We start from the raw sequence: 20,194 nt of genomic DNA on the forward strand, positions 1-20,194 counted from the left end.
TAAACGCTAACTTGATCTAGCACCCACTTCGACGTCGATTTGAAAAACTGTATTCTGCTTAGGCATCTTTTTCAGAAATGGTGGGAAGCCACCCTCCTTTACTGCTGCAAGTGCCGCACGGTTTACCGCACTCAGGGGACTAGGTTTGATAATTTTTACCCAGAGCAACTGACCCGCAGGTGAGATCTCGAACTCAACGGTCGCCTTACCGCTCAGCCCCATTGCTCTTAACTCTGCAGGCACATGCAAATTCTGCTGAATCATTGGCCGCAACAGCCCGACATAACGCCCCATCAACGAGGCCGTCTGTTGGCTCGACATCGGCGGCGGGGCAGGAGGTGGCGTCACTAGCGGCTTCGGCGCGGGCGTCACTACCGATTTAGGAGTCGGTGTTGGTGGCGTGGCGGTCTTAACCGGCGGCACCGGCGGCGTCGGTGCCGGTTTCGGCGGGATCACCACCTTCGGGTGCGGACGGGGCGGTGGCGGCGTCACATGATGCACTACCGGTTTGGGAGGAACCGGTTTCGGTAGAGGCTTGGGTACGACCTTCGGCGGTGGTTGCGGCAAGGTCATCATTTGTACGGCCATGACGTGATCCTTGGGCTTAACGGCGTTTACCGGAGGCCTGCTGTGTCCGTACCAGACCAAGCCGAGCACGAACAGGACTTCAACCGCCACGGCACCGCCCACGGCATACTTAAAATGTCGTTCCTTCGGCTCCGGCATGAGTGAATAATTTGTGGCCCTAGACATCGCGGTAGTCATATAAATTTATTCCCATTTTTGAGCACTGTCTCGTGCGCCAACGGTACGTTGGTATTCGCTCACGTTGCCCGGAGTAAAAACGCAACTACTCACGCGGGCTTCGCTGCAATACCAATACTGGTTACACCCGCTTTTTGACAAGCATCCATCACGTGCACAAAATCTTTAAAAGGAACCATTTTATCGGCGGCGATCGTCACCTGCGTATGCTTGGCGTCGCCATCGCCCGCAAGGAAACTCTGCAGTTGATCCAGGCTCATTTTTTTGCCCTTCACCACAACACCGCCATCCTTCACGATATTGAGCACGAAATGCGGATGCGGCAGTACTTTCGTCTCACTGGATGTGGGCAGGTCCAGCTTTAATCCCTTATCCGTAATCATCTGCAAAGTAATCATGATGAAAAAAACCAGCAGGAACAGCATAACGTCAATCATCGGAATGATTTCGACACGCCCTTTTTTGCGGGGCCGGCGTTGGGGTAACATGCTTTACTCCTTACTTTGCCTGGCAAAGTGAAAAAACCTTCCAAAGCATCATGCAGTCATTTCAGACGCGGTAGCGGATGACGGGGCACTGACTGCCGTCTCCTCCAACACCACGGGCGCGCCATCCAAGCGATTCATGAGCACCACTTTCAACGACTCGAGCTGAAAAATGGTTTTCTCGATGGCGTTGTTGAATGCGTTAAAGCTCAGCAAGCCGATCATGGCGATAAAAAGTCCAGACGCGGTAGCAATCAGTGCATCCGCGACACCGCCAGTAACGGAGGTAGGATTATGACCAGGCACCGCAAGGATGGAGAACGCGTGGAACATGCCGAGAATGGTTCCGAACAAACCCAGAAGAGGCGCCAGGGTGACAATGGTGTCCAAAATCCAAAGGCGCTTGTCCAGGCTTGGTGTCGTCAGGAAAATAGCTTCGTCCAAACGGTTCGCGAAGGCTTCGCCACGAGCGCTGCCGTAGTGATGAATCAAATTGAAATGGCGGAGCGCTACACCCAGCAGGGATTCTTCGGGAAGCCCCTTAGACAAAACCACCAGATCTTCCAGATCAGGGCGCCGCAACTTGCCGCGGGCAGATATTCCCCAAAGGATTTTCTTACCTTTACTGATAGCGTTACGAAGATACCAGCCCCGATCGAAAATAACGGCAAGCTCGGCCACGAAAAGGAGCATCAAGATGTACAGAACACCATCTGAGTAGTTGGCCAGATGTACGAGATAACTGAACGAGATCATATAAACTCCAGCACAAGGTGATTAACAAAAGTATCCAGCATAGAACTGAGCAGAAAATATGCCATTGGTACTTGTTAGAATGCCTTATCATTAAAATCATATAGTTACAAAAAACCAACAGGCTGGCAATTTCTTTTTTAGTGCAGACAATGCCGCATTGCACTATATTGGTGCATCAGATGAATCTGCCAGAAAATTTCTTTCACCCCCATAATGAAGATATCATTGAATTCGATAAAGTTCTTTTTTTGTGTGTTATAGGTTCCAAAAACGCAACGGTCCGAAGCCTTCGGAGGCACGTCGAGTGCACTGCCGATCACTCCGCAGAAAAAGCTAAGACATTGGAAGGGATTTTCCGGCCATGGTCATGGTGGGAAACTTGAAGAGGGGGATACTTATATTTACCCGTCTGGGCGAACTAAATTGCATTTCGCCGGTGTCGGTGGTCCCGTCAGCGGCGCCAGCCTACTTCTTGTAATTTTTCCGCCGGAACAGATCGATCTTCCGCGAGACCAGTCGGTCCAGAAAGAGAAAACCGTCGAGATGATCCATTTCATGCTGGATGGCTCGAGCCTCGAAGCCTTCGCACTCATAACTCCGCTCTCGTCCCGAGGCATCCTGCGCCTGCACTTGTATGCGTTCGGCGCGGATGACGTTGCCGGTAAAGTCCGGCACCGACATGCAGCCTTCCCGGCCCACCGCCATGCCCTCCCACGCCGCCAGCTCGGGATTGATCAGCACCATGAGCCCGTGGCAGTTTTCCCCCAGTTTGGGACGCACGTCGACGATCACGATACGCTGTGGGCGGTCCACCTGCGGCGCCGCAATACCCACCCCCCCCGGACTGGCATACATGGTCTCCGTCAGATCGTCGATAAAATGGTGCAGCGCACCGTCAAATACGCTGACCGACTCGGCTTTGCGCTGCAGCCTGGGGTCCGGATAGGTCAGAATGGAAAGCACCGCCATCAGAACACCGCCGCCTCGATGGGATGTACACCGATTTCCACCCCTTCTTTCTCCCGCAACGGCACCACGGCCTTGCGGACACTCTCCACGCCCTCTGGCGCATAGCCCTGAATGACCATCACATAGAGTGGCCGCTCGGCGCTGCCGGAACTCTCGCTTTCCAGATCGATCACATTGAAACCGATGGCCGCCAAGGCCCCGGTGACGCCCGCGACAATGCCCGGATGATCGGCCCCGTAGACGGTGACCCGGGTGTTCGGCATGTCTGCGGTCAGCGCCACGCTGGAGAGGGGGTCCAGATGCACCCGCAGATTGAGGCGCTTGATGGCCGGGTCCAGCGCCATTTCCACGGAACCCAGATCACGCGGATAATCGATGACCTGCATAATGGTGAAGTAACCACCGAGACGCATCATCGAGGCATCACCGATGGAGCAGTCTGCGGTGAACAGGGCTTGGGTGACGGCGGCGACGATACCGGGGCGATCTTCGCCGATGACGGTGAGAAGAGCTTGACTCATCCTAAGACTCCTATGGCGAGGGCTTTCGCCTGTACGAGATAACGAAAACAGTATTCCAGCAATTCGAGATGATGCCTGGCCGCCAGGAAATCCGGGCCCCAGGCCGTCACCCCGTGCTGATGAATCAGCGCACCGGGAATGCGAGGCAGCGCCTGGGCAAAAGCCCTGTCCATATCTTCGGCAATCCGGGCGACGTTCACATGATTGGCGAAGACCGATAAGTCCACCTGCGGCTCGGCATCGGGCACGCCCAGGCCTTTGAGCATTTCCAGAGTTGGCAGGCGCAACCGGCCCTGCTGCGCAAAGTGCCCGCAGAGATTGGCCTCGACCGAGTGGACGTGGAAAATGACCCGGGCGTCAGGCACATGCCGGTAGACCACTTCATGGATGGCGACCTCGGCAGAGGGTTTACGTCCCGGCGGGGCCTGCACAACCTGACCCCGCAGATTCACCAGGACAAAATCCCCGGTACCCAACTGATCCTTGGGGCGGCCGCTGGCGGTAATCCAGAAAGTGTCCGCATCGCGGCGTGCCGACAGGTTGCCCGCGGTGCCCAGCATCCAGCCGCGCGCATAAAAATCGCGGGCCGCCGCCGCAAGATGGGGGCGCGGATCATGGTGCATGGGCAGACTCCCGCCACCAACCACGTTGCGCGAGGGCGGCGCTCACATCCCGGAAATCGTCGAAGGGCAGGAAGGGCCTCCCCTCCGCCCGCAGATATTCCGCAAGACGGTCCCGTGCACAGACCAGGGGACACTGCCGGGCCACCCGCAAATCGGTGATGGAGTCCCCAATGCAGACGGCATCCTCGGGTTGATAGTGCGCGATCACGGCGGCCTTGGCCACCAGTTCATGGTCATCCTGCCAGGGCGAGAACACCCGCAGGTATTCGCCGGTGATATCCGCCTCAAGACCATGGATGGCGTAAATTTCCTGACGATAAGGGGCGAGGACGATCTCGGCCATGCGCGTGAAGCCGCCGGTGACGACAATAAAGGGGATATCGGCCTTTTTGGCCTGGGCCAGCAACCCGGCCAGCCCCGGACGCAACGCCATGTCTTGTACAAAATCCTCCAACTCCGGCCAGCGCCGCGCGGGGATGGTGCCGAGTACCTGGGGCAGGCCGTCGCGCAGGGTCAGACGCTGCGCATAGATTTCCGGCAGCACCCGGGCGGCGGCCTCCGGCGCAAAATGGCGCATCAGGGCCACGAAGACTTCGGCCTCGGTGATGGTACCGTCGAAGTCACAAAAAATGGCCCGTTGCATCAGCCCTGCCCCCATTTTTCCACTGCCGCCCGCAGGGGTCCGGCGGGCAAATCTTCCAAAGCGCACGACGCCGCATGCTGCCAGCGCTCGATGGCTTCGTGAAAAGCCAGCACCCCACTCGCGGGACCCTGGGGATGGTCCATGATCCCGGTCCCCGCATTGAGGATGACCTCGGTTCCATAGTCATCGAGGATGCGCCCCACCATGCCGGGATGCACGCCCGCCGAAGGCACCGGCGCCACGCCCCGCGCCCGCAGCGCGGTGACGATGGACCATTCGTCCGCCGCGGCGAAAGGCAGGCTGCCATAATGGGCCGGATAGAGCACCGCATCCGCGCCACCATAGGCCATCAACGTCCCCAGCAAGGCCCCATAGGCAAAACCGTAATCCGGCGCGCCACACCAGGCGCCCGCCAGGGAGGGATGGGTGAAGATCGGCACATCGATGTCGGGATCGGCGGCCAGTGCCTCCAGTACCGGAAAACCATATGCCAGCACATTCAGGAGCAGCGCATTAGCGCCGGCGGCCACCAGTTGCAGCGCCAGCGTCTGCACCTGCTGGGCATTCCCCGAGAGATTCACCGCATAGAGCAAATCACGACCCGTCTGATCACGCCGCGCCTCGATCACCGGCGCGCAGGCCTCCCAGCGCGCCAGGGTCGCCGCCATCGGCAGGTCCGGGAGGATTTCGTCATCCTTGATGACATCCAGCCCGGCAACGGCAACCTCCGCCAGAATCGCGGCATGGTCCGCCGCCGTCAGACCCAGCGCCGGCTTGAAGATAGCCATAACCAAGGGCCGTTCCTGCACCCCCAGTCGTTCGCGGATGCCATCCAGCCCGAAGCGCGGCGCCTGTCCGAAGCGCTCCGGCAGACGGATCGCCGTCACCTTGGCGGGACCTGCCAGAGAGTATTTGCCGAAAATCATCGTGAGCAGGCTGCCGAGACGACCATCCACATTGGCGGCGGGGAAGCGCACCGTGGCCTGATGCCGCCCAGCCGCCAGTTCGGCAATGGCGATCACCTCCCCCAGATGGCCGCGCAACTGCGCCTCCCGGTGCTGAAAGCGTGCATCCCAGCTCCCTGCAGTCTGGCCGATGGCAATGGCCTGCGCCTGCCGCCGGGCGTCTACCCCGGCGGGAAACTGGTAATCGACCTCGATAAAAGCCGTCATGGGTTGGGGAAATGCTGAAGGGCGCGATCCGTATAATGCGGTGTCCAGCCGCCGCGCGCACTGAAGTAGCGCACCGCCTTGATCCGCTGCGCATCGTTCAGGCGGAACCAGTGTTCCACGTCCGCCGGGATGTGGATATAGTCCCCCGCCTGCACGGTCAATTCGACCTGTGCACCGTCTTCCAGAACGAAGCCAAAAACACCTTCTCCGTCCACGATATAGCGCACCTCTTCATCATCGTGGGTATGCACACGATGGAAGCGGGCGTTGAGCTCCGGCAACTGCGGATGCCCTGGGTACAGCACGACCAGATCCCGCTCCTGATAGCCCTTTTCCCGCTGCAAACGCTGAAAGACATCATCCAGGGCCGCCAGCAACGCCACTTGGGCCTCCGCAGCCAGTTGTGGCTGGGCCAGCAGCGCCGCGGAGCCCGCCCCGGTCAGCGGAATCGTCTGCAAAGTAACACCCAGGGGCGCCAGGGTGGCGGCAATCTGCGCCGCGTCCGCGACCCGCTGCGCCGATTCTGCATATTGCAAAGTCGCCATGCTAACCGTCCTCCTTCCAAATCAGAGAAACCATACGCCCGGTAACGCCGTCGCGCCGATAGGAAAAGTAACGCGCGGGGTCAGCCACCGTACACAGATTACCGCCAAAAATGGCCTGCACGCCGGCCCGCTGCAAGCGCTGCCGCGCGAGTGCATAAATATTCGCGAACCAGCGATCCCCCCGTCCGGGGCGGAAGGCTTCCGCCGTCCCGGCATCCTCCGCCAGGAAAGCCGCCCGCAGCTCCGGCCCGACCTCGAAATGCGCAGGCCCGATGGCGGGTCCCAAGTATATCAGAATATCCTCCGGCGCCACCTGCATGGCCGCCACACCGCGCTCCAGGATGCCCGCCAGCAGGCCGCGCCAGCCGGCGTGAAACACACCGATATGGCGACCGCCCCCGCCGCAAGCCAGCACCGGCAGGCAATCCGCGGTGAGCACCGCCAACACCACGCCCGGTATAACAGTGACCGCACCATCCGCTTCCAAAGAGTCCGCTGGCGCGGCCGTCAAGGTGACGACCCCCGTGCCATGCTCCTGCCGCAACCAACGGGGCTCCCCAGGCAATTCCAGCATGTCCCGTAGCCGTTCCCGATTTCGTGCCACCGCCTCCGGCGCATCGCCCACATGGTCGCCGAGATTGAGTGATGCATAGGCGCCCTGACTGACACCGCCGCTGCGCACCGTGATGGCACTGCGTACCCCGTAGGGCACGGGCCAGTCCGGCACCCAATAACCCGCCTCTTCAGTCGCCATCACGCGCATCGCGCAGCAGAGTCAGCAATTCGGTCATATCGTCAGGCAGCGGGCTTTCCCAGGTCATCCATTCCCCGCTTGCCGGATGGTAGAGACGCAAACGCCAGGCATGCAAAGCCTGGCGGCGGAATTGTCGCCAGTGGGCCAGCGCGACCTCATCCAGCCCCTGCGGCACCATCATCCGCCCGCCATAGATCGGATCACCCACCAGCGGGTGGCCGAGGTGCGTCATATGCACGCGAATCTGATGGGTACGCCCCGTCGCCAAGCGCAGGCGCAGGTAGCTGTGACGGGGAAAGCGCTCCACCAGTCGATATTCGGTCTGCGCCGGTCGACCATCATCGCGCACGGTCATCCGCAGGCGGTCGTGGGCATGGCGGCCGATGGGCGCGTCTACCCGACCACCACCGGTCATCGCCCCCATCACCAGCGCGAGATATTCGCGGTGCATGGTATGGTCACCGAGCTGGTCGATCAGCGACTGTCGCGCCATCTCGGTTTTCGCCACTACCAGCAGGCCGGTAGTGTCCTTGTCCAGCCGATGGACAATGCCGCCGCGGGGCAGGTAGGCATTATCCGGTACATGGGCCAGCACGCCATTGACCAGCGTGCCGTCGGCATGACCGGCGCCGGGGTGGGTAAGCTGTCCTGCCGGCTTGTGCACAACGAGGATATCCGCGTCTTCATGCAGAATATGTAGCGGCAGACCCTGGGGCAGCCAAGTGCTGGGCTCGATCTCCGGCCAGTTGATTTCTACCTGTTCACCACCGCGAATCCGTGCACTGGGCTTTTCGACCACACCATCCACCAGAATCCGGCCATCTCGCAGCAAGGCCTGGATACGACTGCGGCTGGTTTCCGGCAGCAACTGGCTCAACACCGCGTCGAGACGTTCGCCGGCCTGCTCCTCTGGCAAAATCATGGGAATACCCGTACTATCGTCGCTCATGGTTCGCCACTATAGACTATTGTCCTTCATGAGCAAACGCATACTCATTACCTTGTGTTGTACCGTCCTGATCGCTGGATGTGCCAGTAGCCCGGAGAAACCAGACAACGCCGCCGAGCGCCACGAATCTGCCGAGACGCTGTTCCAACCCGCCCAAAAGGCCATGGAGCGCGGAGACTACACTTCCGCCATTAAGCGCTACGAAGATCTGGAAACCCGCTACCCCTATGGCCCCTACGCCGAACAAGCGCAACTCAATACGGCATACAGTTATTACCAGCGCGGGGATTCCAAGGCGGCGGTGGCGGCAGCCGAACGTTTCATCAAACTGCATCCGGCCAACCCTTATGTGGATTACGCTTGGTACCTGAAGGGCATCGCCTATTATCAGGCTATTCAGGGCGCCGAATGGAACCCCAAGCCCGCCGAGGAAGCATTCAGTGCCCTGGATACCTTGGCTAAACGCTGGCCAAGCAGTGCCTATGCCACCGATGCCCGCCTGCGCATGGCCAGGATCATTGACATTCTCGGTCAAAGCAATCTGGATATCTGCAAGTTCTACTATGTGCGTCACGCTTACATCGCTGCGGCGAACCGCTGCAGCATGGTGATTACCCGCTACCAGTTGAGTCCGGCGCGGGAAGAGGCGCTCTACTATCTGGCGCGTTCCTATCAGCACCTGAATTTGCACCAACTGGCGCAGACCACCACCTCTGTACTCGCCTACAACTATCCGAAGAGCAAGTATCTTTCCGAGCTCGGCAGCGGCGCGAAAAGCGAATAATTTATCTGGGGGCGATTGCCGCCCCCGTCTTGGTCAGACGGCCTCTTCGCCCTCTTCTCCGGTACGGATGCGGATCACCCGTTCCACCGAACTGACGAAAATCTTGCCATCACCAATCTTGCCGGTCCGCGCCGCCGCTTCAATGGCTTCGATGGCACGATCCGTCATGTCGTCACTGACCACCACCTCCAGCTTGAGCTTGGGCAAGAAATCCACCACATATTCGGCGCCACGATAGAGCTCCGTGTGCCCCTTCTGGCGGCCAAAGCCCTTGACCTCGGTCACCGTCATACCGGCCAGCCCCAGCTCCTGAAGGGCCTCGCGCACATCATCCAGTTTGAAAGGCTTGATGATCGCTTCAATTTTTTTCATGGTAAAGCTCCTCGTGATCACTACACGGCTTCCCAGGGATGGTAGCCATTGGTAATAGGATAACGCCGATCCTTGCCAAATGCGCGGGCGCTGATGCGCACGCCCGGCGCGGCCTGGCGCCGTTTATACTCGGCACGATCAACAAGCCTTAGCACCCGCGTCACCGTTTCCACCGAAAAACCAGCGGCAATGAGTTCCGCAGCACTACGGTCTTCTTCCACATAGGCGGCGATGATGGCATCCAACACTTCATAGGAAGGCAAACTGTCCTGATCACGCTGATCCGGTGCCAGCTCCGCCGAGGGTGGTCGGGTCAGCACCCGCTCCGGGATCACCGAACCCAGGCTATTGCGGTAACGGGCGAGGCGATAGACCAGGGTCTTCGGGCAGTCCTTGATCACCGCGAAACCTCCGGCCATGTCGCCATACAGAGTCGCGTAACCGACGGCAATCTCGCTCTTGTTGCCCGTGGTCAGCAGCAGGTGGCCAAACTTATTGGAATAGGCCATGAGCAACGCGGCGCGAATGCGTGCCTGCAGATTCTCTTCCGTGGTGTCGGTGGCACGCCCGGCAAATAGCGGCGCCAATGTCTCCAGATAGCTATTGAACGGCCCCTCGATGGAAATAGTGTCGGTGCGCACCCCGAGGCTCCGGGCCTCGGCCTCGGCGTCAATAATACTCATCTCCGCCGTATAGCGGGAGGGCATGATCAGGGCATGGACCCGTTTCGCGCCGAGCGCGTCCACTGCTATCGCCAGGGTCAGCGCCGAGTCCACCCCGCCGGACAGACCCAGCACCACACCAGGAAAGCCATTTTTTTCCGCATAATCATGTACGCCCAGGCGCAGTACGTCGTAGACTTCGGCGGTCTCCGCAGGCAACGGTCGCAGTGGCCCGGCAGCCTGTAAACGGATATCGGCATGATCCTCGTTGATATCCAGCAGCGCCAGCACCTCTTCACACTGGGGTGCGCGTAGCGCCAACAGCCCGTGCTGATCTACCGCAAAGGACTGGCCATCGAAGACCAGTTCATCCTGCCCGCCCACCAGGTTCACATAAACGACGGGCAGATGACACTGGGCGGCCAGGGCACCCACCTGATCTTCCCGGGCACGCTGTTTGTTCAGGTGATAAGGCGACGCGTTCAGCACCAGCAGCAGTTCTGCGCCTTGGGCCTGAGCGGCTTGCGCCACTCCCGGCCCGCACCAGACATCCTCACAAATGGCCACCCCGCACTGCAGTCCGGCACAGGCAAACACCAGCGATTGCGCCCCCGGCGTGAAGTAGCGCACTTCATCGAATACCGCATAGTTCGGCAGACAATGCTTGTGATAAACCGCCTCGACCCGCCCCCCGCGCAGCAGACTGGCGCTGTTGTAAAGGCGCTCCTGCTCACGCTGCGGGTGCCCTACCAGCATGGCCAGAGGCGCTTCTGTCGCGAGACGCTGCAAGGCAGCATCGCAGACCTGCAGAAAGTCGGCACGCAAGAGCAGGTCTTCCGGGGGATAACCACTGAGAGCCAACTCCGGCGTCACCAGCAGGTCGGCCCCTGCCGCCTGTGCCTCTACAGCGGCGACCAGCAAACGATCGGCGTTGCCCGCCACATCGCCGACCCGGCAGTTGACTTGCGCCAGGGCGATGCGCATCAGCGCCCCAGTACCTCGGCCGCCCGGGTACCCAAATCGGCGGGGGAATGCACACAATGGACACCCGCCGCTTCCAGTACCGCATATTTGGCCGCCGCCGTTCCGGCACCACCATCGATAATAGCCCCTGCGTGGCCCATGCGCTTGCCCTTGGGCGCCGTGGAGCCAGCAATGAAAGCCACCACCGGTTTATGGACATGCGCCTGGATAAAGGCCGCCGCATCTTCCTCCATGCGTCCGCCGATCTCACCCACCATGACAATCACCTCGGTCTGCGGGTCCGCCTCAAAAAGCTGCAAGACCTCAATAAAATTCATGCCGATCAGCGGATCGCCGCCAATACCCACGCAGGTACTCTGCCCCAGGCCCAGACGGGTGGTCTGCTCCACCGCTTCATAGGTGAGGGTGCCGGAACGGGAGACAATGCCTACCCGTCCGGTCTGATGAATGGCACCGGGCATGATCCCGATCTTGGACTGTCCCGGCGTGATGATCCCCGGACAGTTCGGGCCGATGAGTCGCGCCGGGGCGTCCGCCAGATAATGCTTCACCATCAGCATGTCATGCACCGGAATGCCTTCGGTGATGCAGACAATGAGTTGAATACCAGCGGCAGCCGCCTCGATGATGGCGTCAGCGGCAAAAGGTGAGGGTACATAGATCACACTGGCCTCGGCCCCGGTGTTCCGGACAGCATCAGCCACCGTATCAAACACGGGCAGATCGAGATGGCGGCTGCCGCCCTTGCCGGGGGTCACGCCACCCACCATACGCGTGCCATAAGCCACGGCCTGTTGCGAGTGAAAAGTCCCTTGTTTGCCGGTAAAGCCCTGGCAAATCACACGGGTGTCGCGGGACAGCAATATGCTCATAGACGCACCAGAATCACGATAAGAAGAACACTGATTATCGCCTCTCCCAGGAGCAGGAGAAGCACATAGGGATTGCGCCGGGGTGCCGGACTGATTCTATCGACCGCCGACCGCAAAGCCGCCAGATCGTGGCGCAGCGCCGCCACGTCGTCGTCCTGCGCCACGGACTTGAGCCGCTCGTCGAGAATCTGATCGAGCAGCACCGCCATCTCCGCCATCGCCTCTGCACTTTTCTGATCCGCGCCACGCTTCACATAGGCATCGGCGAGACGCGAAATCAGCGGGCCGGAGTTACGCAGCACCGGCCACAGACGTTGCAACCAAAAGATGTTGATGGACATGTCAGCCCTGCGCCGCCGCCACGGCCTTCATGGCTGCGTCGGTGAGGCCATCGGCGGTGATCAGGGAAAGCCCGCTCTCCCGCAGCAATGCCATGCCCTCCTCCTTCCGGGTGCCCTCCAGACGCACCACCACCGGCAAGTGAAGACCCACCTCCGCCGCCGCCTGGATGATGCCCTCCGCCAGCAGATCACAGCGGGTGATCCCACCGAAGATATTGACCAGTATGGCCTTCACCCGGTTGTCCGAAAGAATGAGCTTGAAGGCCTGGGTAACCTTGTCCGCGGCCGCGCCACCGCCCACATCCAGAAAATTGGCGGGCTCACCGCCGTGCAGCTTGATCAGGTCCATGGTCGCCATGGCCAGACCGGCACCGTTGACCATGCAGCCGATATTACCTTCCAGGGAGATGTAATTCAGTCCGAACTGCCGCGCCGTAATCTCCCGCCCGTCCTGCTGGGTAGAGTCAAAGAGTTCATCAGACTCAGGGTGGCGGTACAGGGCGTTGTCGTCCATCACCACCTTGGCATCCAGGGCCAGCAGCTTGCCTTCGGCGGTGATGGCGAGGGGATTGATTTCCACCATCAGGGCGTCGAGCCGTTGCGCCAGGCGATACATGCCCTGCATGATGCGCGTGAGTTGCTGCACCTGGCTGGCGTCCAGTCCGAACTGGAAACCGAGCTGGCGCGCTTGGAAAGGCAAAAAACCGGTGCTGGGCTCGACCACGACCCGATGCAGGGCCTCCGGCCGGGAGGCCGCCAGTTCCTCGATGTCCATACCGCCTTCCTGAGTCGCCAGAAAGGTGATCCGCGCCTGCCCCCGATCCACCATCAAGGCCAGATAAAGCTCGCGGGCGATGCGACTGGGCTCCTCGATAAGCAAAGCCGCTACGTGCTGCCCCTGCGGACCGGTCTGCGCCGTGACCAGCGGTTTACCCAGCAACTCCTGCGCCGCCTTTTCCACCTGGGCAATGCTTTCCACCATCCGCACGCCACCGGCCTTGCCGCGTCCACCGGCGTGCACCTGTGCTTTGACGACCCAGGCCGGACCACCCAGTTCACGGGCCTGATTCACTGCCTCCCGCACCGAGAAGGCGGGAATGGCTCGGGGCACCGGCACCCCTTCTTCGGCGAGCAGGCGCTTGGCCTGATACTCATGCAAATTCATGAAATTTCCTCACAAACGACGCACCAGCGCCGCACTAAACTCCGCCGTACTCAAGGCAGGAACGTCACCACGCAACGCCGCCAGATCACCGGTCACTTCGCCGCTGGCGATAGCCGCGTTCATGGCCGCCACGATGCGCGTCGCCGCCTCGCCCCAACCCAGATGCTCCAGCATCATCACCGCCGACAAAATCAGCGAACTGGGATTGGCCTTGCCTTGCCCGGCGATATCCGGCGCCGTACCGTGGGTGGCCTCAAAAATCGCATGGGTATCGGAGAGATTCGCCCCCGGCGCCATGCCGATGCCGCCCACTTCCGCCGCCAGCGCATCGGAAATATAGTCGCCGTTGAGGTTCAGCGTGGCCACCACCGAATAATCTTCCGGCCGCAACAAAATCTGCTGCAGGAAGTTGTCGGCAATGACATCCTTGATAATCAGTTTGCCATCGGCGATGGCCTGCTGCTCGACCGCCTGCGCCGCCGCCTTGCCCTCCGCCCGGCTAATAGCCGCTTTCTGCCGCCAGGTGAAAACCCGTCCGGCGAACTCCCGCTCGGCCAAGGCATAGCCCCAGTCGCGGAAACCGCCCTCGGTGAACTTCATGATATTGCCCTTATGCACCAGACTCACCGAAGGCTTGCCATGCTCCAGCGCATACTGGATGGCGCGGCGCACCAGACGCTCCGAGCCCTCCACCGACACCGGCTTGATGCCGATCGCCGAACTGGCCGGGAAGCGGATTTTGCTGACCCCCATCTCTTCCTGCAAAAAGCGGATGATTTTTTCCGCTTCCGGACTGCCCGCCGGCCACTCGATACCCGCGTAAATGTCCTCGGCGTTTTCCCGGAAGATGACCATATCGACCTTTTCCGGATGGCACATGGGGCTGGGCGTACCCGCAAAATAACGTACCGGCCGCAAGCAGACGTAGAGGTCCAGATCCTGGCGCAGTGCCACATTGAGGCTGCGGATTCCGCCACCCACCGGGGTTTCCAACGGCCCCTTGATGGCGACCTTATACGCGCGAATAGCGGCCATGGTTTCTTCGGGAAGATACTGCCCCGCACCGTAGAGCGTCACCGCCTTCTGCCCGGCAAAAAGCTTCATCCAGGCAATCCGCCGCTGACCGCCATAAGCGGCCTGCACCGCGGCATCCACCACCGCACGCATGGCCGGCGTGACATCACAACCGATCCCATCCCCCTCGATGAAGGGAATAATGGGCTGATCTGGCACCCGCAGCATTCCATCCACCTGCGTGATGGGCTTCCCCTGGGCCGGAACCTGAATATGCGCCATGGTCACGATACTTTCTCCAGTTGCTCACTGGCCCAGGACAAGGCGCCGCCCTTCAGAATCAACTCCAGATCACGGGTACTTGCCAACTGCGGCATAACCGGAATATCCAGCCCTTGGGTTTCATCGCGCAGCGTCAGCGCCTGGCCCAGCGCCAGCCCCCTGATATCCAGACTGAGCTGATCCCCCGCCTGCACCCTGGCATAATCCGCCGCGTCCACGAAGGTCAGGGGCAGGATGCCGAAGTTGATGAGATTGGCCAGGTGAATACGCGCAAACGACTTGACCAGCACCGCACGCACGCCGAGATAGCGGGGCGCCAGTGCCGCATGTTCACGGCTGGAACCCTGCCCGTAATTGTGACCCGCCACGATAAAGCCGCCCCCGGCCGCCTTGGCGCGGGCCGGGAAGGTCTCATCCACCATGTGGAAGACAAACTCCGAAATGGCCGGCAGATTGGAGCGCAGCGGCAGCACCTTGGCTCCGGCCGGCATGATGTGGTCGGTGGTGATGTCGTCTTCCAGCCGAATCAGCACCTCGCCCTGCAGGCTTGCCGGAGCGGCCTGGCCGGTGGGGAGTTTGGCGATGTTGGGGCCACGGATGATGTCCACCGGACTGCCTTCGGCGGCAGGGGCGAGCACCATACGGTCATCGACCAGAAAGCGCTCCGGCACCGGCACATGAATGGGCGCCAGCCCCAGATCGCGGGGATCGGTGATCACCCCGGTCAGGGCACAGGCGGCGCAGGTTTCCGGGCTCGCCAGATACACCGCCGCATTTTTAGTACCGGAACGTCCATAGAAATTGCGGTTGAAGGAACGCACCGAGACGCCTTCCGTGGGCGGCGCGAAGCCCATGCCGATGCAGGGTCCGCAGGCCGATTCCAGAATGCGCGACCCGGCCCCGATGAAGTCCAGCAGGCCGCCATCCCTGGTCACCATTTCCATCACCTGCCGCGACCCTGGTGACACCCCTAGGCTGACGCCGTCAGCGACGACCTTGCCCTTGAGCATGCTCGCCACGGTCATCAAATCCGTATAGGACGAGTTGGTGCACGATCCGATGGCCACCTGCGCCACGGGCGTGCCCGCCACCTCGCGCACTTTCTGGACGTTGTCCGGGCTGTGCGGACAGGCGATGAGGGGCTCCAACTGGTCGAGATCGATTTCCAGCACCTCGTCATAGCCGGCATCCGCATCCGCCACCCACTCCGACCAGGAGGCATCGCGCCCCTGCGCCGCCAGGTAACGGCGGGTCACCGCGTCGCTGGGGAACACGCTGGTGGTGGCGCCCAATTCGGCACCCATGTTGGTGATGGTCGCCCGCTCCGGCACGCTGAGGTGGGCGACGCCCGGCCCGAAATACTCAAAGACTTTGCCGACGCCGCCCTTCACCGTCTTGTGGCGCAGCACTTCGAGGATAATGTCCTTGGCGCTGACGAAAGGCTGCAAGCGGCCGGTCAGCTTGACCCCGACCACCTGCGGCATATTGAGGTTGAAAGGCAAGCCGCCCATGGCCAGGGCAATGTCGAGACCGCCCGCACCAATGGCCAGCATGCCCGCTCCGCCGGAAGTCGGCGTGTGGGAATCGGAGCCCAGCAGGGTGCCGCCCGGTCTGGAAAATCGTTCCAGGTGCACTTGATGGCAGATGCCGTTGCCGGGACGCGAGAAATGCACGCCGTACTTCGCGGCAAAGCTTTGCAGAAAACGGTGGTCGTCGGCGTTCTCAAAGCCCGACTGGAGCATGTTGTGGTCCACATAGGACACCGACAGCTCCGTGCGCACACGCGGCAGGCCGAGGGCCTCAAATTGCAGATAGGCCATGGTCCCCGTGGCGTCCTGGGTCAGGGTCTGGTCGATACGGACAGCGATAGGGCTCCCCGCTTCCAGCGTGCCACTGACCAAATGGGCGGCAAGTATTTTCTGGGTGACATTCATAGCCATGAACTGCTCTCCTGATCTGCGGAAATCGGTCGGGAACAACGGGTGCCTCCATCATCGCAAAAGCACCGCCCCGCGCCAAGTATCAGCAGACTCTGTGTGGTCAAAAGGGGCTAGATCCAGGCGGCCGCCCGCCGCAGACGCGCCAACGTCTCTTCCTTACCCAATAAAGCCAGAGTCGCATCAATGGGTGGTGACACCGCCCGCCCGGCCACCGCCACCCGCAGGGGTTGCGCGACCTTGCCCATCTTGCCGTCGGCATGGGTCACCGCCAGTTCCTGTATCACGCTGTGAATCGCCGCCGCCTCCCAGTTCGGCAACGCGCCGAGCGCCTGGGTCATGGTCGCCAGCAAGGCGCCCTGTCCGTATAGATGTTTCTCCACATCTTTGGGTTCACCGGCCACCGGCGCCACATAAAACATCTCCGCCGCCGCCGCCATCTCCACCAGGGTCTTGGACCGCTCCTGCAACAGCGCCACCACCGCCGGAAGCTCCGGCCCGGCCGCCAGCAAAGACGCGGTTACGCCCACGGCGTTGAGGTAAGGCAGCAGATGCTGCGCCAGCCCCTCCGGCGTCAGTCGCTGCATATGCTGGGCATTGATCCACAATAGCTTTTCCGGGTTGAAGGCCGATGCCGCCTTGTTCACCGCATCGATGCGGAAAAATTCCACCATTTCCTCGCGGGTGAAGACTTCCTGATCGCCATGGGACCAGCCCAGCCGCACCAGAAAATTGAGCAGCGCGTCGGGCAAAAAGCCTTGCTCGCGGTATTCCAGCACGCTCACCGCGCCGTGACGCTTGGACAGCTTTTGCTTGTCTGGCCCGAGAATCATCGGCACATGGGCGTAAGCGGGTACCTGGGCGCCGAGCGCCTGCAGAATCTGCATCTGCCGCGGCGTATTATTGAGATGATCGTCGCCACGGATCACATGGGTGATCCCCATATCCCAGTCATCCACCACCACGCAAAAGTTGTAGGTTGGCGTCCCGTCGGAGCGCGCGATAATCAGATCATCCATTTCACTGTTCTGAAAGCGCACCGCACCGTGAATCAGGTCTTCCACCACGGTCTCACCGCTGTCCGGGCTCAGAAAGCGGATCACCGGCGCAACCCCTTCACGCGCTGCCGTGCGCTGCCGGCAACGTCCGTCATAGCGCGGTTTCTCGCCGCGCCCGCGCTGATCTTCACGCATCGCTTCCACTTCTTCACGACTGCAATAGCAATGATAGGCCGTCCCTGCCGCCAGCATCTGCGCCAGCACTTCCCGGTAGCGGTCCATGCGCCGCATCTGATAGAACGGGCCCTCGTCCCAGTCCAGCCCCAGCCAGGCCATCCCCTCCAGAATGGCGGCCGTCGCTTCCGGCGTCGAGCGCTCCACATCCGTATCCTCGATACGCAAAACGAAGTGCCCCCCCTGCTGACGAGCATGCAGCCAGGAGTAAAGCGCAGTGCGCACACCACCAATATGCAGATAACCGGTGGGACTAGGGGCGAAACGGGTACGGACGGACATGATGCGCAACCTGAGACTGGCGAAAACAGGATAATAACAGCCTCTTTGACCGGCCGGTATCCTGCGCGCCGCCGACTTTCGCCGCGAATCAGGCCCCGCGCAGACCGTCAAACAGCGTTTGACTCAGGACGTTCCTTTTGCTTACTATCCGGTAACGGGTGGCAAGCATCATGCCAACTCCATGTTTATTATCATATCCTTTTACGAAGAGTGACATCTGCGGGACGCCCATGGTGGATCGAACCCGCCCAGGAAGGAGTAACATGAAAAAGCGACTCATCGCTGTCGCCACGCTGGTGGCGCTGGGGGGCATTCCTATGGTCTGGGCGGAGAGCCAGACCATAGGCCTGCAACAAAGCGATCTTCAGAGCGGTGTGGCAAAAGCCTTGGGCACCACCGGGCAGACTGCGGAACTGCAAGGCAGCGGATCAGTCACTGGACAAAGTGGTAACGCTTCCGGCCTGTCGGCCACCCTGCAGCAATTTGAAGCATCAGGCGCCTTTGGTAACCAAACGGAGCCCGGTAATGTCTGGGTACACATTGATGACGGTCTGCGACTGAGCGACGTCTCCCGAGTAGAAGTCGACAAATGGCGCACGTGGTTCCTGCAACATCAAGGCAAACTGGAACAAATTCTTAGCAACTCCCGTCCTTTCCTTTTTTATGTAGTGTCAGTAGTTGCACAGCGCGGCCTACCCATGGAGCTGGCGCTGCTACCCGCTATCGAAAGCGGTTATAACCCCAAGGCCTATTCTCCGGCAGCCGCAGCGGGTCTTTGGCAATTCGTGCCCGGCACTGCACGCAGTTTTGGTCTGCAAAACACCCGCTATGGTGATCCCCGGCTGAGTCTCACCGCCTCCACCAACGCGGCCCTCGATTATCTGTCTTACCTCTATAACTATTTCGGCGGCAACTGGCTCCTTGCCATCGCGTCCTATAATGCCGGGCAAGGCACTGTCTCCTCTGCCATCCAGCAAAATGTCGCGGCGGGCAAGCCCACAGATTTCTGGGATCTCAACCTCCCGGAGCAGACGGAAAACTACGTTGCCGAGTTGCTCGCCCTGGCGCAAGTCATCAAAAATGCCAAGGCCTACCATATTTCCCTGCCCGCCATTCCCAATGCGGCACATATTGCGGTAGTGACCACCCCAAAATCCGTGGCACTGAACGTAGCAGCAAATCTGATGAATATGCCGGTCAGCGAATTACAGCACCTCAATACCGGGCTGAGCTACGGGATTGCGCCGGCTGATTACAAGCTCGTGGTTCCCAAAGACAAGGCTGGAGCACTGAAAACAGCGCTTTTGACCATGCCTCAGGAACCAGCCGCACGACCCGTAGCCGCGCCTATAGCAGCAGCACCACGCAGTCATATCACCATCCGCCGCGGTGAGACACTCTGGCATCTGGCGCAACGGGCAGGGGTCAGCATCACCAATCTCAAACGCTGGAATCACCTCCGTTCCGCGCGCGACCTGCAAGTCGGACAACACCTGGTGGTCTATGGCGCCGGCGGGCTGCGCAATGCGGTGTATGCTCAAAACAGCCAGCAACTCACGGTGCGTTCCGGCAATACGCTCTCCCAACTCGCGCAGCGGGCTGGCGTCAGCGTTCGCGACCTCATGCGCTGGAACCATATCCGTTCCGCGCGCGACCTGCAGGTTGGCGAGACACTCACGGTACATGGCGGTACTGCTGCACCAGTTTATACCGCCGCGCGCGGTCACCAGCGCCTTACCGTCCGGCCCGGCGAAAATCTTTGGCAAATCGCCCAGCGCGCTGGGGTCGGCGTCGCCGTACTGGCCCGCGCCAATCACCTTACGGAGCGCGCTGTCCTCCATCCCGGACAAGTGCTGAATATCCCGGCACAAACCGTGGTTGCCGCCATCAGCCATCGGCAGGAGCGCGCCGCTACCAGGGCACGGACGACGACTTATGTGGTGCGTCAAGGAGACACGCTCTGGCAGATTGCCCAGCAATTTCATGTTCAGCCCAAATCGCTGATTCAGTGGAATCGCCTAGCCTCGGCCAGCGATATTCAACCGGGCGCACATCTCACCATTTATACGCGCTGATTCTGGCGTA

21 protein-coding genes are annotated in these 20,194 nt (G+C 60.8%); 2 read left to right on the forward strand and 19 right to left on the reverse strand.

Annotated features, from left to right (window positions below):
* Positions 1–6: 6 nt before the first annotated feature.
* The 11 genes from M0P56_RS07520 to rluD form a co-directional block, all read right to left on the reverse strand.
* Positions 7–753: an energy transducer TonB gene (locus M0P56_RS07520; RefSeq protein WP_291509436.1), complete on the reverse strand. Its 747-nt coding sequence runs from the start codon at positions 751–753 to the stop codon at positions 7–9.
* 101 nt (positions 754–854) lie between these two features.
* Complete coding sequence (locus M0P56_RS07525; protein WP_291509437.1) at positions 855–1,253, reverse strand: biopolymer transporter ExbD; 399 nt, start codon at positions 1,251–1,253, stop codon at positions 855–857.
* A 48-nt stretch (positions 1,254–1,301) separates the two neighbouring features.
* Positions 1,302–2,006 carry a MotA/TolQ/ExbB proton channel family protein gene (locus M0P56_RS07530; protein ID WP_291509438.1) on the reverse strand — a complete coding sequence of 235 codons (705 nt, stop codon included), beginning with the start codon at positions 2,004–2,006 and terminating at the stop codon, positions 1,302–1,304.
* Positions 2,007–2,471: 465 nt separating this feature from the next.
* Positions 2,472–2,975: a peptide deformylase gene (def, locus tag M0P56_RS07535; RefSeq protein ID WP_291509439.1), complete on the reverse strand. Its 504-nt coding sequence runs from the start codon at positions 2,973–2,975 to the stop codon at positions 2,472–2,474.
* The gene (locus tag M0P56_RS07540) at positions 2,975–3,496 is read right to left on the reverse strand and encodes an ACT domain-containing protein (RefSeq protein WP_291509440.1); all 522 of its coding nucleotides are present in this window, start codon (positions 3,494–3,496) and stop codon (positions 2,975–2,977) included. Before M0P56_RS07540 ends, def begins: the two co-directional genes overlap by 1 nt.
* On the reverse strand, positions 3,493–4,119 hold the full coding sequence (mtnB, locus tag M0P56_RS07545) for a methylthioribulose 1-phosphate dehydratase (RefSeq protein ID WP_291509441.1): 627 nt from the start codon (positions 4,117–4,119) through the stop codon (positions 3,493–3,495). The genes M0P56_RS07540 and mtnB overlap by 4 nt, the downstream gene beginning before the upstream one ends.
* On the reverse strand, positions 4,109–4,762 hold the full coding sequence (locus tag M0P56_RS07550; RefSeq protein ID WP_291509442.1) for an HAD-IB family phosphatase: 654 nt from the start codon (positions 4,760–4,762) through the stop codon (positions 4,109–4,111). Before M0P56_RS07550 ends, mtnB begins: the two co-directional genes overlap by 11 nt.
* Complete coding sequence (locus M0P56_RS07555) at positions 4,762–5,934, reverse strand: RuBisCO large subunit C-terminal-like domain-containing protein (RefSeq protein ID WP_291509443.1); 1,173 nt, start codon at positions 5,932–5,934, stop codon at positions 4,762–4,764. Before M0P56_RS07555 ends, M0P56_RS07550 begins: the two co-directional genes overlap by 1 nt.
* The gene (locus tag M0P56_RS07560) at positions 5,931–6,479 is read right to left on the reverse strand and encodes a cupin domain-containing protein (protein WP_291509444.1); all 549 of its coding nucleotides are present in this window, start codon (positions 6,477–6,479) and stop codon (positions 5,931–5,933) included. The genes M0P56_RS07555 and M0P56_RS07560 overlap by 4 nt, the downstream gene beginning before the upstream one ends.
* A 1-nt stretch (position 6,480) precedes the next feature.
* Positions 6,481–7,233, reverse strand: coding sequence for a peptidoglycan editing factor PgeF (gene pgeF / locus M0P56_RS07565; protein WP_291509445.1), 753 nt, complete (start codon positions 7,231–7,233; stop codon positions 6,481–6,483).
* Positions 7,223–8,182, reverse strand: coding sequence for a 23S rRNA pseudouridine(1911/1915/1917) synthase RluD (gene rluD / locus M0P56_RS07570; protein ID WP_291509446.1), 960 nt, complete (start codon positions 8,180–8,182; stop codon positions 7,223–7,225). Before rluD ends, pgeF begins: the two co-directional genes overlap by 11 nt.
* Positions 8,183–8,210: 28 nt before the next feature.
* Between rluD and M0P56_RS07575 the strand changes: the two genes are divergently transcribed.
* Entirely contained in the window at positions 8,211–8,966 is a 756-nt protein-coding gene (locus tag M0P56_RS07575) for an outer membrane protein assembly factor BamD (RefSeq protein WP_291509447.1), read from the forward strand.
* A 33-nt stretch (positions 8,967–8,999) separates the two neighbouring features.
* Here the strand turns inward: M0P56_RS07575 and M0P56_RS07580 are convergent, their stop codons facing one another.
* The 8 genes from M0P56_RS07580 to gltX form a co-directional block, all read right to left on the reverse strand.
* Positions 9,000–9,338, reverse strand: a complete 339-nt coding sequence (locus M0P56_RS07580; RefSeq protein ID WP_291509448.1) for a P-II family nitrogen regulator — start codon at positions 9,336–9,338, stop codon at positions 9,000–9,002.
* 20 nt (positions 9,339–9,358) lie between these two features.
* A complete protein-coding gene (locus M0P56_RS07585) occupies positions 9,359–10,984 on the reverse strand; it encodes an NAD+ synthase (RefSeq protein WP_291509449.1) in 1,626 nt (541 codons plus the stop codon).
* A complete protein-coding gene (gene sucD / locus M0P56_RS07590; RefSeq protein ID WP_291509450.1) occupies positions 10,984–11,856 on the reverse strand; it encodes a succinate--CoA ligase subunit alpha in 873 nt (290 codons plus the stop codon). The genes M0P56_RS07585 and sucD overlap by 1 nt, the downstream gene beginning before the upstream one ends.
* Entirely contained in the window at positions 11,853–12,197 is a 345-nt protein-coding gene (locus M0P56_RS07595) for a hypothetical protein (RefSeq protein WP_291509451.1), read from the reverse strand. Before M0P56_RS07595 ends, sucD begins: the two co-directional genes overlap by 4 nt.
* Before the next feature lies 1 nt (position 12,198).
* A complete protein-coding gene (sucC, locus tag M0P56_RS07600; protein WP_291509452.1) occupies positions 12,199–13,362 on the reverse strand; it encodes an ADP-forming succinate--CoA ligase subunit beta in 1,164 nt (387 codons plus the stop codon).
* A gap of 9 nt (positions 13,363–13,371) precedes the next feature.
* On the reverse strand, positions 13,372–14,658 hold the full coding sequence (gene icd, locus M0P56_RS07605) for an NADP-dependent isocitrate dehydrogenase (protein WP_291509861.1): 1,287 nt from the start codon (positions 14,656–14,658) through the stop codon (positions 13,372–13,374).
* A 2-nt stretch (positions 14,659–14,660) separates the two neighbouring features.
* A complete protein-coding gene (locus tag M0P56_RS07610; protein ID WP_291509453.1) occupies positions 14,661–16,598 on the reverse strand; it encodes an aconitate hydratase in 1,938 nt (645 codons plus the stop codon).
* A gap of 110 nt (positions 16,599–16,708) precedes the next feature.
* Positions 16,709–18,109 (reverse strand): glutamate--tRNA ligase, encoded by a 1,401-nt coding sequence (gene gltX, locus M0P56_RS07615; protein ID WP_291509454.1) that lies wholly within the window; start codon positions 18,107–18,109, stop codon positions 16,709–16,711.
* A 263-nt stretch (positions 18,110–18,372) separates the two neighbouring features.
* Here gltX and M0P56_RS07620 point away from each other — a divergent pair, with 263 nt between their 5' ends.
* Positions 18,373–20,184, forward strand: a complete 1,812-nt coding sequence (locus tag M0P56_RS07620; RefSeq protein WP_291509455.1) for a LysM peptidoglycan-binding domain-containing protein — start codon at positions 18,373–18,375, stop codon at positions 20,182–20,184.
* Positions 20,185–20,194: the final 10 nt, after the last annotated feature.

The organism is Acidithiobacillus sp., from assembly GCF_023229925.1.
GTDB lineage: Bacteria > Pseudomonadota > Gammaproteobacteria > Acidithiobacillales > Acidithiobacillaceae > Acidithiobacillus.

Bases quoted from the DNA above. Each gene is read 5' to 3' on its own strand.
- M0P56_RS07520 (WP_291509436.1), bottom strand. From the start codon at position 753: ATGTCTAGGGCCACAAATTATTCACTCATGCCGGAGCCGAAGGAACGA.
- M0P56_RS07525 (WP_291509437.1), bottom strand. From the start codon at position 1,253: ATGTTACCCCAACGCCGGCCCCGCAAAAAAGGGCGTGTCGAAATCATT.
- M0P56_RS07530 (WP_291509438.1), bottom strand. From the start codon at position 2,006: ATGATCTCGTTCAGTTATCTCGTACATCTGGCCAACTACTCAGATGGT.
- def (WP_291509439.1), bottom strand. From the start codon at position 2,975: ATGGCGGTGCTTTCCATTCTGACCTATCCGGACCCCAGGCTGCAGCGC.
- M0P56_RS07540 (WP_291509440.1), bottom strand. From the start codon at position 3,496: ATGAGTCAAGCTCTTCTCACCGTCATCGGCGAAGATCGCCCCGGTATC.
- mtnB (WP_291509441.1), bottom strand. From the start codon at position 4,119: ATGCACCATGATCCGCGCCCCCATCTTGCGGCGGCGGCCCGCGATTTT.
- M0P56_RS07550 (WP_291509442.1), bottom strand. From the start codon at position 4,762: ATGCAACGGGCCATTTTTTGTGACTTCGACGGTACCATCACCGAGGCC.
- M0P56_RS07555 (WP_291509443.1), bottom strand. From the start codon at position 5,934: ATGACGGCTTTTATCGAGGTCGATTACCAGTTTCCCGCCGGGGTAGAC.
- M0P56_RS07560 (WP_291509444.1), bottom strand. From the start codon at position 6,479: ATGGCGACTTTGCAATATGCAGAATCGGCGCAGCGGGTCGCGGACGCG.
- pgeF (WP_291509445.1), bottom strand. From the start codon at position 7,233: ATGGCGACTGAAGAGGCGGGTTATTGGGTGCCGGACTGGCCCGTGCCC.
- rluD (WP_291509446.1), bottom strand. From the start codon at position 8,182: ATGAGCGACGATAGTACGGGTATTCCCATGATTTTGCCAGAGGAGCAG.
- M0P56_RS07575 (WP_291509447.1), top strand. From the start codon at position 8,211: ATGAGCAAACGCATACTCATTACCTTGTGTTGTACCGTCCTGATCGCT.
- M0P56_RS07580 (WP_291509448.1), bottom strand. From the start codon at position 9,338: ATGAAAAAAATTGAAGCGATCATCAAGCCTTTCAAACTGGATGATGTG.
- M0P56_RS07585 (WP_291509449.1), bottom strand. From the start codon at position 10,984: ATGCGCATCGCCCTGGCGCAAGTCAACTGCCGGGTCGGCGATGTGGCG.
- sucD (WP_291509450.1), bottom strand. From the start codon at position 11,856: ATGAGCATATTGCTGTCCCGCGACACCCGTGTGATTTGCCAGGGCTTT.
- M0P56_RS07595 (WP_291509451.1), bottom strand. From the start codon at position 12,197: ATGTCCATCAACATCTTTTGGTTGCAACGTCTGTGGCCGGTGCTGCGT.
- sucC (WP_291509452.1), bottom strand. From the start codon at position 13,362: ATGAATTTGCATGAGTATCAGGCCAAGCGCCTGCTCGCCGAAGAAGGG.
- icd (WP_291509861.1), bottom strand. From the start codon at position 14,658: ATGGCGCATATTCAGGTTCCGGCCCAGGGGAAGCCCATCACGCAGGTG.
- M0P56_RS07610 (WP_291509453.1), bottom strand. From the start codon at position 16,598: ATGGCTATGAATGTCACCCAGAAAATACTTGCCGCCCATTTGGTCAGT.
- gltX (WP_291509454.1), bottom strand. From the start codon at position 18,109: ATGTCCGTCCGTACCCGTTTCGCCCCTAGTCCCACCGGTTATCTGCAT.
- M0P56_RS07620 (WP_291509455.1), top strand. From the start codon at position 18,373: ATGAAAAAGCGACTCATCGCTGTCGCCACGCTGGTGGCGCTGGGGGGC.